Origin of the sequence: Aeromonas bestiarum (assembly GCF_028751155.1) — a bacterium.
Taxonomy (GTDB): domain Bacteria; phylum Pseudomonadota; class Gammaproteobacteria; order Enterobacterales; family Aeromonadaceae; genus Aeromonas; species Aeromonas bestiarum.
On the sequence record NZ_CP064746.1, the window covers coordinates 2,884,917 to 2,897,443 of the forward strand.

Sequence of the window (12,527 nt, forward strand, 5' to 3'; positions counted from 1 at the left end):
AATCGACCACATATTCACATCTTATATTTTAAAATCACACCGCGCCATAAAATAGTTGCTCGCGGGCAAGAATGTAAAAGTAATAAAAATAATTTGCGTGACTTCCATCACAATATAAAGTGTAGTAGTTCAATCATTTTGGTAATGTTTGTAGATCGAGTTAACTATGCTACGCCAATAGGTATACCACTCAACATCAGTAGTAAACTCTAATCCATTAGTTGATTCCATGAGTTTCCTGAGCGGTGGTCCAGGCAGTTTTGATTTCTCGCCAACGAACAACGCACTGAGGGGTAATTGATTAGCAGTAATGTCGATATGATATCGAGTACATAGCTCTGTACTAAGTTCCCGACGGAGTTGGTTAAGTTTGATCTCGTCATTTATTTTTACTTCAATGTAAGGAGGGTGTTCGTTCTCCACACCTAGAAATATATTTCTCACCACGGTGTTTAAATTAACTAGCGTACCGCTCTTCGCGGCATGATTTAAAGTGGCGTAAAGTACACATGGTTTCAACATTTCATATCCTTTAGGAGTAATTTTTTCGTAAAATATATCCGGGGGATATCCCTAATCATTAAAAACTCCTTACCCAATAAACTAAATACTAGAGATAAAAATCCAGGATTTATTAATTGAAATGCGATTAAATAACATCACCAATGCTAACAAAAGCAACATTTGTGCTGATAATGCAGGATGATTAATTAGAGACTTGCGATCATTCCAATCTTCAATATAAGACATCTCGTCACGAGCTAGTTATAGTAGTAACTCCACAGGCAAAGACAGGGTCTTCGTTACGGCTCGTCGGACACACTCATCCTTATCACTTGCCAGTTTGAGCAGAACCTGAGTTGGCAACACGGGGTTGTAGATAAGGGCCTTGCGAACATATTTATCCTCATCACACGCCAGCTCGGCCATCAGCTCTACAGGCAGTCTAAGATTGCTAGCTGCTGCCATACGAATTAGCGGTCTGTCATCAGACACCAAGCTGGCTAACTCATCGGATGGTAGGGAATGGTTGCTCGCTACCGCAGCCAAGATTCTAACTTCATCATGTCTTGCCAAGCTCAATACCCGAGCCAACAAACTAGGCGGGATCATGGGATTACAGGCAACCCCAGCGCGAACCTCTTCCTCTGTATCACGAGCCAGCGTATCCAGCACGGTTGGCGGAGTATTAGGATTGCTGGCAACGCCACGACGAACATGCTTATCCACATCACAACCTAACATAGCTAGTGCCTTGGTCGGAGTTGAGCAATTCCTTGCCACAGTAGCGCGGGTTACTACATTTTTGTGTCTTGCGAGTGCTATGAGCATATCGGCTGGGAGGGCTGGGTTACTAGATGCAACCCCGCTTATCTCGTCATCATCGTCACTCGCTAGCTCAATGATCACTTCGATTGGAGTCGCAGGATTGAGAGCTAGATAGTAGCGAACCTCCAACTCTTCATCAGTCGCCAACTCAACCAACACCTCAGAAGCAGTTGTCGGGTCTCGGGCCATATTAGAGCGTTCGTAAACAGAGAGATTATTCAGAAAAATCATATCTACCTCCTCATTTTTAGAAATTAACGTGCACATTTATAATCAACGAAATGAAGTCGACTTTGTCTAGTACGATTTTCGTCAACTGGTGTCTCTGTCAGAAAGCCCAAGTGTAGCGGTCACTTGGGGCTGGGGACGTTGTGACTTGATGAATCGCCCCTACTTTCCTAGACACCTCAAGAGCCTCAAACTGAGGTCATTCAGGAGGTGTTATGAGCAAGCAGCAACGTTACACGGAAGAATTCAAACTGGCCGCCGTCAAGCAAGTGACTGAGCGCAATTACCCAGTGGCAGAGGTCGCTGAGCGGCTTGGTGTGTCCAGCCACAGTCTTTACGCCTGGATCAAACGCTACAGCCAGCCCGAAGTGCAGCAACAGCATGACTCCAGCCAGCAAGCCGAAATTCGGCTCCTCAAGGCTGAACTGCGCCGCGTCACCGATGAGCGAGATATCTTAAAAAAGGCCGCCGCGTACTTTGCCAAGCTGTCAGGGTAAGGTACGCCTTCATCCGGGAGCACGCGTCCACACATCCCATCCGCAGACTGTGTCGGATGATGAATGTCCACCCGAGCGGTTATTACGCCTGGCAGCACCAGCCTTTATCTGCCCGAGCCCTGGAAGACCAACGCCTCCTGGGCCAGATCAAGCAATGTTGGCTAGAAAGCGGGGGCGTTTATGGTTATCGCAAGATCTGGGATGACCTGCGAGAGATGGGCGAGACCTGTGGGAAACACCGAGTGGCGCGATTAATGCGCCATAAAGGCTTACGTTCACAAACCGGTTATCGTCGCCGTCCCGGTCATTATGGTGGCCGGCCAACGGTCGTTGCACCGAATCATCTTGAACGCCAGTTCGATGTGACTGAGCCAAATAAGGTCTGGGTAACGGACATCACTTATATCCGAACCCATGAAGGCTGGCTCTATTTGGCTGCGGTATTGGATTTGTTCTCACGACAAGTCATTGGTTGGTCAATGAGGCCACGGATTGACCGAGAGCTGGCCATCAGCGCGTTACTGATGGCGGTGTGGCGACGGCGACCCGAGCAGGAAGTGCTGGTTCATTCCGATCAAGGGAGTCAGTTTAGCAGCTATGACTGGCAAGATTTTTTGCGGGAGCACCGGCTCAAGGCCAGCATGAGCAGACGCGGCAATTGTCATGATAACGCGGTGGCGGAGAGTTTCTTCCAGCTCCTCAAACGCGAGCGGATCCGACGTAGAACCTATGCGGATCGCGAGGAGGCCCGGCAGGATGTGTTCGATTACATTGAAATGTTTTACAACCCCAAGCGTCGACACAGTTTCAACAATGGGCTATCGCCAGTAGAGTGTGAGAAGCAATATTTCGAACGGCTCAAAAGTGTCTAAAGAAGCCGGGGCGATTCACTTGGCGCTTGGCGCGGATACAGATTTGAGCTTCTCATATGCTATAACCGCCTTTAGCTTGCGGGTGTATCGGAATCGCCCATTAGGCCTTAACAATAGTGAATGGTTTGCACTTTCCCTAACCAAGCCACTCATATTGCACAATGAACAAGCAGCGATGTACCTCACAAATAGAAAGACCCTGCGATGCAGGGTCTTTCAGTTTCCAACTTAATTGTCGGTTTCCAACTCTAATGTCACGGTTTCCAACTTAAATGGCCGTGATCAGCGCGCCAGTTACTTGGCGTAATCCTCGGTGGGGATGCAGGAGCAGAACAGGTTGCGATCGCCGTAGACGTCGTCGATACGGTTGACCGACGGCCACAACTTGGCGGCGCGCACGGCGTCGGACGGGAAGACCGCCTCGGCGCGGCTGTAACCACGGTTCCACTGCTCGTCCATCACGTCATCCTGGGTATGGGGCGCGTTGACCAGGGGGTTGTCGGCCAGGCTCCAGTGGCCGTCCTGCACCTTGGCTATCTCGGCACGGATGGCCGTCATGGCCTCGACGAAGCGATCCAGCTCGCGCTTGGATTCAGATTCGGTCGGCTCGACCATCAGGGTGCCCGCCACCGGGAAGCTCATGGTCGGGGCGTGGAAGCCGTAGTCCATCAACCGCTTGGCCACGTCCATCTCGCTGATGCCGGACGCCTCTTTCAGCGGGCGTATATCCAGGATGCACTCGTGGGCCACCCGGCCGTTGCGCCCGGAATAGAGCACAGGGAAGGATTCACCCAGCTTCTTGGCCAGATAGTTGGCGTTGAGGATGGCCACCTGAGTAGATTTCTTCAGCCCCTCGTCGCCCAGCATGGCGATGTACATCCAGCTGATGGGCAGGATACTGGCCGAACCGAACGGGGCTGCCGACACGGCGCCGTTGTTGCGGCTCTCCTTGTCGGTCTTGACCACGGCGTGACCGGCCACGAAGGGTGCCAGGTGTTTCTTCACGCCTATGGGACCCATGCCCGGGCCGCCACCGCCGTGAGGAATGGCGAAGGTCTTGTGCAGGTTGAGGTGGGAGACGTCCGCCCCGATGAAGCCCGGCGCCGTCAGCCCAACTTGCGCGTTCATGTTGGCGCCGTCCAGATACACCTGACCACCGTGCTGGTGAACGATGTCGCACACCTCCTTGATGGTCTCCTCATACACCCCGTGGGTGGAAGGGTAGGTCACCATCAGGCAGCTAAGCTTCTCCCCCGCCTCGGCGGCCTTGGCGCGCAGGTCGTCGAGATCCACGTTGCCGGACTTGTCACAGGCGGTGACTATGACCCGCAGCCCCGCCATCTGGGCGGAAGCCGGGTTGGTGCCGTGAGCGGAAGCCGGAATGAGGCAGATGTCGCGATGACCATCGCCACGGGACTCGTGGTACTTCTTGATGGCCAGAAGGCCCGCGTACTCGCCCTGGGCACCAGAGTTCGGCTGCATGCAGACCGCATCGTAACCTGTCACCTTCACCAGCCAGTCTTCCAAGTCGGCCAGCAGCAGCTGGTAGCCCTTGGCCTGGGCCAGCGGCGCAAACGGGTGCAGCTTGCCGAACTCGGGCCAGGTCACCGGGATCATCTCGGCGGTGGCGTTGAGCTTCATGGTGCAGGAGCCGAGCGAAATCATGGCGTAGTTGAGCGCCAGATCTTTCGCCTCGAGACGGTGGATGTAACGCAGCATCTCGGTCTCGGAGTGGTACTTGTTGAACACCTCGTGGGTCAGCACGGCGTCGGTGCGCAGCAGATCCTGCGGTATGCCGTGATGGGTCTGAGCCGCCTTGTCGAGCGCCTCCACATCCAGGCCGTGGCCCTTGCCGAGGAAGAGATCGAACAGCTCGGCCACATCGGCGCGGGTGGTGGTTTCGGAGAGGGACACGCCCACGGCACCATCGAGATCGGCGCGCAGGTTGATGCCGAGCCCTTCGGCCTTGGCGATCAGCTCTGATTTGCCCGTAGTCAGCACTGTGAGGGTATCGAACCAGCTGGCATGCTTGAGGGCAACGCCCTTGGCCTTGAGGCCGAGCGCCAGAATGCTGGTGAGACGGTGCACGCGGGAGGCGATGGTTTTCAGCCCCACAGGGCCGTGGTAGACGGCGTAGAAGCTCGCCATGTTGGCCAGCAGCACCTGGGCGGTACAGATGTTGGAGTTCGCCTTCTCGCGGCGGATATGCTGCTCGCGAGTCTGCATCGCCATGCGCAGGGCACTCTTGCCGCGGGCATCCTTGGAGACGCCTATGATACGGCCCGGCATGGAGCGCTTGTAGGCATCGCGGGTGGCGAAGAAGGCAGCGTGTGGGCCACCGTAACCCATGGGCACGCCGAAGCGCTGGGCTGAGCCGAACACTACGTCGGCCCCCAGTTCCCCCGGGGATTTGAGCAGCAGCAAGGAGAGCAGGTCGGCACTGACGCAGGCCAGCCCTTTCTGGGCTTGCACGGCGGCGATCAGGGCACGCAGATCTTTCACCTCACCCGTGGTGGTGGGGTACTGGAACAGGGCACCGAACACCTCTTCACTCACCGCCTCGCCGGCGGGGCCGACGGCCACGTCGAAGCCAAAGTGCACGGCGCGCTCCTTGACCACGTCGATCACCTGGGGGTGCACGTCATCCGCCACGAAGAAGAGATGGGACTTGGACTTGGCCATGCGCTTGGCCAGCGCCATGGCTTCGGCGGCGGCGGTGGCTTCATCCAGCAGGGAGGCACTGGCCAGATCCATCCCCGTTAGATCAAGTGTGAGCTGCTGGAAGTTGAGCAGGGCTTCAAGACGACCCTGGGCCAGCTCGGGTTGGTACGGGGTGTAGGCGGTATACCAGCCCGGGTTCTCCAGCACGTTGCGCAGGATGACGTGGGGCACATGGGTGTCGTGATAGCCCATGCCGATATAGCTCTTGGCGATCTTGTTCTGGGCGGCGTAGCCCTTGAGCTTGGCCAGTGCCTCCACTTCCGTCATGGGGGCACCGATGCCGAGCGGGCCCGGCCGGCGAATGGCAGCGGGGACCGTCTGCTCAATCAGATCGTCCAGGCTCTCTGCGCCCACGGTGGCCAGCAGGGCGCGCACTTCTTCCTCACCCGGGCCTATGTGGCGACGGATGAAATCGGTTTTTTGCTCGAGTTCAAACAGTGACTGGGTCATTTCCCTATTCCTGGTATTAAGTCCTGATAACCAAGACCTGATGTTCCTGATAGCCGGTTGATACCGACTCCACTCATGTTCTGGGTCCCGCAGGCTGGGTGCGGCACCGGATGCTGCGCCAGCATCGACAGGGGATCGCCTTGTTGCGTACCGGCCCGCTTGCCCCCTGGCAAGGCCAGGCTGGCAAACGGCAGGCGCGGGCGACTTCACCCTTCCACCGGCCGGCGTGTGCCCGGCTGGCGGTCATACAAAGGGGCCCTGCTGTGTTGGCAGGGCCCGGGGGCATTACTCTTCGTCCACCAGGTTCTGGTAGCCTTCGGCATCCAGCAGGTTGGCGAGCTCGCCCGCGTCGTCCAGCTTGATGCGGAACAGCCAGCCGGCGCCGTAGGGGTCTGAGTTGACCAGCTCGGGGCTGCCTTCCAGCTCTTCGTTGATGGCGATGATTTCGCCGCTCACCGGGCTGTAGATGTCGGAGGCGGCCTTGACCGACTCGGCCACGGCGCAGTCATCACCGGCACCAATTTGCTTGCCCACTTCCGGCAGGTCGATAAACACCATGTCTCCCAGCAGATCCTGGGCGTGCTCGGTGATACCGACCACGGCCTCGCCGTTGGCTTCAACACGGATCCACTCGTGGGAGGTGGCATATTTCAGTTCGCTCGGGATATGGCTCATTTGTGCTTCCTTCTTATTCACTTGGATCACTTGTACCTGGACCGCGTACAAGGGGTACTGGCGAAGGGCAGCCCCTTCGCCGCAATGGGGTTGTTACACCAGCTTCTGGCCGTTGCGCACGAAAGCGGGCTTGGTGACTTTGACGGTGACCAGCTTCTTGCGGATCTCCACCTCGGCCTGTTCGCCGATGTCGCGGGGCACCCGCGCCAGGGCAATACTGTAGCCCAGGGTCGGCGAGAAAGAACCCGAGGTGACCACACCTTCCCGCTTCTCGCCGCTGGCGGTGGTGAAGGTGACCGGCATGCCGGCACGCAGCACCCCCTTCTCTTCCATCACCAGACCGACCTGCTTGGGCTGAGTGCCCGCCGCCTTCTGTGCTTCCAGCGCGGCGCGACCGATAAACTGGCGGGAAGCCGGCTCGAAGGCCAGGGTCCAGGCCATGTTGGCGGCGAGTGGACTGATGCTCTCGTCCATGTCCTGGCTGTAGAGGTTCATGCCGGCTTCGAGGCGCAGGGTATCCCGCGCGCCCAGCCCGCAAGGGGCCACACCGTTGTCCAGCAGCGCCTGCCACAGGTCGCACGCCTTCTCTTGCGGCACCACGATTTCATAGCCGTCTTCGCCTGTGTAGCCGGTAGTGGCGATGAAGAGATCCCCCGCCTGCACGCCGAAGAAGGGCTTCATCCCTTCCACTGCCGCATTTTGCTCAGGGGTGAACACCTTGGCCGCCTTGGCCTTGGCGTTGGGGCCCTGCACCGCGATCATGGCGAGCTCGGGACGTTCGGTCACGCTCACAGCAAAATCGATGGCGTGGTGGCGGATCCAGGCCAGATCCTTCTCGCGGGTGGCGGAGTTCACCACCAGGCGGTAAAACGTATCGGTTAGGTAATAGGTGATAAGGTCGTCGATGACGCCGCCTTCCGGATTGAGCATGCCGCTGTAGAGGGCCTTGCCCGGGACTGTGAGTTTGGCCACGTCGTTGGCCAGCAGGTGTTGCAGGAAGGCTTTGACCCGTTCGCCGGTCAAGTCGACTATGGTCATGTGGGAGACGTCGAACATGCCGGCATCGGTGCGCACCGCGTGGTGCTCTTCCAGCTGGGAGCCGTAGTTGATGGGCATTTCCCAACCGTGGAAGTCCACCATTTTGGCGCTGGCTTCCAGGTGCTTGGGATGCAGTACTGTAGTCTGGATCATCGCTGTGTTTCCTTAAGCGTTCGCGACAACACTCGCAATCCGCCCTCCCCTGACAGCCAACAGGACATGCAATCGCCTGTGCAACAGAAAGAGAAGAGACGGCTGGAGTCTGTGCTCGTTCCAGCCCCGTGGGGCAAGAGTGATTCCTTGAACGCAGCGGATTATATGACAAGCGGGCGAGCCTGCCGCTCAAAAAAAACTAATCCACCGCCAGTAAACAGACCCCAGACACTAAGGTAAAAACAGTGATAAAAACAGTCGAACCGCGACTCACACGAGATTAAATTTTGATTTTTACCGTTTCGTCACAATTTGAAGAAAAACGTTTCGCCTGCCACCCAGATTAAAGGCTGATGCCCAAAATGGGTCATCAGCCTCGTCAGATTAGTTTTGTTGTAAAAAAACCTGAGTAGTATTAGATTTTTTCACCCTTGGCCAGGGCGGGCAGTTCGCCATCGAGCCCCATGGCAGCCCGGATCACCCCCTGCTTGAGCGGCGCCAGCGCGTCGAAGGCGCACAATCCCACCCCGCGCACCAGCTTCTTGAGGGGGTTGTCCCCGCTGAACAGCCGCTTGAGCCCTTCCATGGCCGCCAGCATGCGGGCCGCCTCGCTCTTGCGCCAGCGCTCGTAGCTGCGCAGGTTGGCCAGCAGACCTATGTCCCCACCGGCACGATATGTTTGCACAATCTGCTCCGCCAGCGCCGCCGCATCCAGCAGGCCCAGGTTGACCCCCTGCCCCGCCAGCGGATGTATGGTGTGAGCCGCATCCCCCACCAACACCAGCCGCTCGCGAGCGAAGTCGCGGGCATAGCGGGCGGTGAGCGGGATGGCGCTGCGCGCCCCTTCCACCTTGCACAACCCCAGCCGGCCATCGAAGGCGGTGGTGAGCTGGCGGTTGAACTGTTCGTCATCGCAGGCGCACAGTGCCTCGGCCCGGCTAGCGGGCACGGACCAGACGATGGAGCAGAGATCCGGTTGCCACAGGGGCAGGAAGGCGAGCGGGCCATCGGGGGTGAAGATCTGGCGGGCCACCGCCTCGTGGGGCTCGGCACAGCGCACCGTCGCCACCAGAGCGTGATGGCCGTAATCCCAGCTGGTGAGCGGAATGTCCGCCTGGCGGCGCACCCAGGAGTGGGCGCCATCGGCGGCCACCACCAGCTTGGCCGACAGCGCGCGGCCATCGTCCAGCAGCAGGAGTGACCCCGCCTCGCCACTTTGCAGGCTGGCGGCCCGGGCCGGGCTCAGCAGCTGTATGTTGTCTGCATCCCCTGCATTGCCACCAAGAATCGCCTCCAGCAGCGCCAGCTGGATGACCCGGTTCTCGACTATGTGACCGAGTGCCCCCTGGCGCAGACTGGCGGCATCAAAGCCAATCTGGCCGAAGCTGTCCTGCTCCCACACCTGCATCTTCTCGTAGAGCTGCAGGCGCCGCGCCGCTATCCCGGCCCAGGCGCCGACCTGCTGCAAGATGCGCTGGCTGGCCAGACTCAGGGCACTGACCCGGTTGTCCGGCGCGTCCCCGAGCTCAGGATCGGGCAACTGTCCCTCCACGATGGCAATCTTGAGGCCACTCTGCTTGAGCGCGGCGGCGAGCCCCAGGCCCACCATGCCGCCCCCCACAATCACCACATCCACGTTTTGCATCTGCATCATCTGTTCCTTTCGTGGCTGACCGCCGGGTCAGCAGGGGACGCCCGTTGGCATAGCCCCTTTCAATTCGCGATTGACCGCCGCGGGTGGGCGGCGCCCCTCATTTACGGCACAGGTCGGCCACAAACCCCAGGGTACGGGAGGCCAGCGGCGCCTTGAGGCAAGTCAGCCGTCCCATCAGGGAGAGCGCCAGGTTGCGGCCCGCCACCAGCGGATCGTGGCCATTGGAGAAGAGCTGGGCCAGCGAGGAGGTGAGCCAGATGGTCCGGGCCTGATCCTCCTTGCGCAGCTGCCAGTAACCGTTCAGCACCGCAAAGCTGCCTATGTCCTCCCCCGCCGCGAGCGCGCCGGCAACCGCCTGGGTGAGCAGGTCCAGATCGCGCATACCGAGGTTGAAGCCCTGCCCGGCGATGGGGTGCAGCAGGTGGGCGGCATTGCCCACCAGCACGGTGCGCTGGGCCAGCGGGTAGTCGGTGGCCGTCTGTACCAGCGGATAGACGTGGCGCTGGCCGCATCGCTCGAAACGGCCCAGCCGCCAGCCAAACGCCTGCTGCAACCGGGCGAGAAAGGCGGCCTCATCCAGCCCCATCAGTTCATCCGCCTGCTCCCGCCCGACGCTCCACACCAGGGAGGAGAGCCCATCCTGCATCGGCAGCAAGGCCAGCGGCCCCCCCTGGGTGAAGCGCTCGAACGCCCGCCCGGCGGGATCCTCGGCGGTCTTGACCGTGGCTATGATGGCACTTTGCTCAAAGTCGTGACGAGTGACGGCCATCTTGAAGTGCTGGCGCACGAAGGAGTGACCGCCATCGGCCGCTACCAGCAGCCGGGTCTGGTAGCGCTCGCCACCGGCCAGCGTCAGGGTCACGCCCTCCTCAAGCGGCTCAATGGTCGAGAGCTGGGCCGGGCACAGCATATGGATGTTGGGGCAGGCCGCCATCCCCTGCTGCAGTGTTATGCCGGCCGCCGACAGCTCTATCACCTGGCCGAGCGCGGGCAGACCATATTCCGCCGCCGACAATCCAGCCTGGCCGACGTGGCCCCGATCCGAGACATGGATTTGGGTGATGGGGGAGCAGTGAGGGGCGAAGCGAGGCCAGAGCCCGTGACGGGCCAGTGCCTCGCAGGTGCCCGCAGAGAGCGCGATGGCGCGGGCATCGAAGCCCGGATGGGCATTGAGCTCGGGGGCGCTCGCCTCCAGCAGCAGGATCTGCAGGGGCTCGCCGTCGGCACCTCGCAACGCGGCAAGAGAGAGCGCCAGCACGGCGCCGCTCATTCCACCGCCGACGATAGCCACGTCGACGTGAACCAGATCAGATTGAGACATGAGATGAGAGGAAGAAGCTGGGAACGTGACCTCATGCTATCACAAAGCGGGGGGCCGGGATGCGAGGCCACGGGCAAAAAACGGCGTCACGACCATGATCTGGTTGAAAAAATGCTGAGCTGCCTCCCCCATACGGCCGGATAAAAGCAGAGCGCCACCGGGGCGCTCTGCGTTGTTTTATGCTGTTTCTGTCGCAGGGGCGATCAGTGCAGGGTCGGCGGTGCGATCGGGGTATCGGGACGCTTGCCAAACTCCTCGAAGGTCATCATGACCCCCAGACGTACATGCTCGTAGAGCACCAGGAAGGAGGCTTCGTTCTCGTCATCTTCCTGATCGAACTCGGCAGAGACCTGGGTGATGCTGGCGATGTCCTGGATCATCTCCTGCAACTCTTCGGACGCCCTGGAAAGCTCCTGCTGCACCACGCCAAACCCGGCCAGAAATGCCTGTGACCAGTCAACAAGCGAATCGATGCGCTCATCGAGCGGCGCCTCATCGCTTGGCAGCAGCAGCTCGACGCCCTTCTGGGCCATCAGGCTCTCGACTATCTCGTGATAGAGATCTGTCATCACCTGGCGCACCGGGGCCGGCAAGCCGAAACCGTCGTTGACCAGATCGTTGAAGGGCGGCAGCCAGCTCTTGTCATCCAGTGCCACGCCACCGCAGACGAGACCACAGATCACGCCATGGGCCTCCACCGCCGTTGCCATCAGCTCATGCTGTTCCATCAGGTCGGCCACGGCCGTGTATTTCAGGGGGTTCGTTTTGCTCATCGAAGATCCGCTCAAAGTTCAGGCAAATATGCAAAATTAATGGTCAGGATCCTAGCATTCTCCCCCTTCCAGAGCCAGCAAGGCCTTGAAACTTCTGCATCTGCGCTATATAGTCCCGCCCAGTTGTCCACGTGGATAAAGGCGGAAATCAGCACCGCCGTATTGAGGAAGGCATGAGCACAGAGGCCGTAGAAATCGTCATTTTGGGACGTCCCTACAAGGTATCCTGTCCCTTGGGACAGCAGGATGCCCTGCGCCAGGCCGCCGACCAGCTGACTGACAAACTCATCGAGCTGCGTCAACGTTCCAAGGTCTCCAGCAACGAGCAATTGGCGATCATGGCAGCGCTCAATTTTTGCCATGAGCTCTGCCTTGAAAAAGAGAAGAATCACCAATACTCTGAGACCATGGACAAGCGGATCAAGATGCTGCAACGCACCATAGAAGCGGCCTTGATCGAGCACGGACAGTATGGCGAATCCAGCGGCGAGGGCCTGCAGCCCTAATCGCGCACCGTTTTAAAATTCCCTGGGATGTGCGTCAGCCGGTTCAAGTCCCCGAGCCGATAATCATACCCACCAGGGGATCGGCCTTCTGGCTATTGCGCATGCTCGGCACGACCGAGAAGCCTGCGGTCAGATTCGATTCCCGCCTTGAACCTACGGTTCAAGGGCCCAAACCGGCAACGGCATCTCCGGGGTACCAACAGCAAAAAGCCCGTCATCACGATGACGGGCTTTTTCTTTGTCTCTCGTTTACAGGGACCCAGCGCGACAGCTCATTCTTGTCTGCTCAGGTTCATCCCCTACTTCTCCC

The 12,527-nt window shown here is 59.0% G+C and carries 10 protein-coding genes and 1 other RNA gene; 3 read left to right on the forward strand and 8 right to left on the reverse strand.

The genetic code is table 11. The annotated features are described in order from the left end of the window. Positions 1-129: 129 nt before the first annotated feature. Both IU367_RS13350 and IU367_RS13355 read right to left on the reverse strand, forming a co-directional pair. Complete coding sequence (locus IU367_RS13350) at positions 130-522, reverse strand: hypothetical protein (RefSeq protein ID WP_274452136.1); 393 nt, start codon at positions 520-522, stop codon at positions 130-132. A gap of 243 nt (positions 523-765) precedes the next feature. Further along, a complete protein-coding gene (locus tag IU367_RS13355; protein ID WP_274452137.1) occupies positions 766-1,560 on the reverse strand; it encodes a hypothetical protein in 795 nt (264 codons plus the stop codon). A gap of 212 nt (positions 1,561-1,772) precedes the next feature. Between IU367_RS13355 and IU367_RS13360 the strand changes: the two genes are divergently transcribed. Next, positions 1,773-2,926 (forward strand): IS3 family transposase gene (locus tag IU367_RS13360; protein WP_274452138.1). Its coding sequence is split into 2 segments (ribosomal slippage): positions 1,773-2,010 and positions 2,010-2,926, totalling 1,155 coding nucleotides; the frame shifts between segments, so codons are not numbered across the junction. 294 nt (positions 2,927-3,220) lie between these two features. On the opposite strand, the gene gcvP is transcribed toward IU367_RS13360, so the two are convergent. The 6 genes from gcvP to IU367_RS13390 form a co-directional block, all read right to left on the reverse strand. Continuing rightward, positions 3,221-6,097, reverse strand: coding sequence for an aminomethyl-transferring glycine dehydrogenase (gene gcvP / locus IU367_RS13365; protein ID WP_274452139.1), 2,877 nt, complete (start codon positions 6,095-6,097; stop codon positions 3,221-3,223). A gap of 285 nt (positions 6,098-6,382) precedes the next feature. After that, complete coding sequence (gene gcvH / locus IU367_RS13370) at positions 6,383-6,772, reverse strand: glycine cleavage system protein GcvH (RefSeq protein WP_043136806.1); 390 nt, start codon at positions 6,770-6,772, stop codon at positions 6,383-6,385. A 93-nt stretch (positions 6,773-6,865) separates the two neighbouring features. After that, complete coding sequence (gene gcvT, locus IU367_RS13375) at positions 6,866-7,963, reverse strand: glycine cleavage system aminomethyltransferase GcvT (protein WP_274452140.1); 1,098 nt, start codon at positions 7,961-7,963, stop codon at positions 6,866-6,868. Between the two features lie 415 nt (positions 7,964-8,378). Continuing rightward, the gene (locus IU367_RS13380; protein ID WP_274452141.1) at positions 8,379-9,614 is read right to left on the reverse strand and encodes an FAD-dependent 2-octaprenylphenol hydroxylase; all 1,236 of its coding nucleotides are present in this window, start codon (positions 9,612-9,614) and stop codon (positions 8,379-8,381) included. A gap of 100 nt (positions 9,615-9,714) precedes the next feature. Then, the gene (ubiH, locus tag IU367_RS13385; RefSeq protein ID WP_241278189.1) at positions 9,715-10,938 is read right to left on the reverse strand and encodes a 2-octaprenyl-6-methoxyphenyl hydroxylase; all 1,224 of its coding nucleotides are present in this window, start codon (positions 10,936-10,938) and stop codon (positions 9,715-9,717) included. Positions 10,939-11,141: 203 nt separating this feature from the next. Continuing rightward, positions 11,142-11,711, reverse strand: a complete 570-nt coding sequence (locus tag IU367_RS13390; RefSeq protein ID WP_042034443.1) for a UPF0149 family protein — start codon at positions 11,709-11,711, stop codon at positions 11,142-11,144. A 173-nt stretch (positions 11,712-11,884) separates the two neighbouring features. Between IU367_RS13390 and zapA the strand changes: the two genes are divergently transcribed. Further along, the gene (zapA, locus tag IU367_RS13395; protein WP_042865847.1) at positions 11,885-12,217 is read left to right on the forward strand and encodes a cell division protein ZapA; all 333 of its coding nucleotides are present in this window, start codon (positions 11,885-11,887) and stop codon (positions 12,215-12,217) included. 16 nt (positions 12,218-12,233) lie between these two features. Continuing rightward, a non-coding RNA gene (gene ssrS / locus IU367_RS13400) (6S RNA) lies at positions 12,234-12,416 on the forward strand. Positions 12,417-12,527: the final 111 nt, after the last annotated feature.

Coding starts and splice junctions, on each gene's coding strand:
- IU367_RS13355 (WP_274452137.1), bottom strand. CDS start 1,560: ATGATTTTTCTGAATAATCTCTCTGTTTACGAACGCTCTAATATGGCC.
- IU367_RS13350 (WP_274452136.1), bottom strand. CDS start 522: ATGTTGAAACCATGTGTACTTTACGCCACTTTAAATCATGCCGCGAAG.
- gcvP (WP_274452139.1), bottom strand. CDS start 6,097: ATGACCCAGTCACTGTTTGAACTCGAGCAAAAAACCGATTTCATCCGT.
- IU367_RS13380 (WP_274452141.1), bottom strand. CDS start 9,614: ATGCAGATGCAAAACGTGGATGTGGTGATTGTGGGGGGCGGCATGGTG.
- zapA (WP_042865847.1), top strand. CDS start 11,885: ATGAGCACAGAGGCCGTAGAAATCGTCATTTTGGGACGTCCCTACAAG.
- gcvT (WP_274452140.1), bottom strand. CDS start 7,963: ATGATCCAGACTACAGTACTGCATCCCAAGCACCTGGAAGCCAGCGCC.
- ubiH (WP_241278189.1), bottom strand. CDS start 10,938: ATGTCTCAATCTGATCTGGTTCACGTCGACGTGGCTATCGTCGGCGGT.
- gcvH (WP_043136806.1), bottom strand. CDS start 6,772: ATGAGCCATATCCCGAGCGAACTGAAATATGCCACCTCCCACGAGTGG.
- IU367_RS13390 (WP_042034443.1), bottom strand. CDS start 11,711: ATGAGCAAAACGAACCCCCTGAAATACACGGCCGTGGCCGACCTGATG.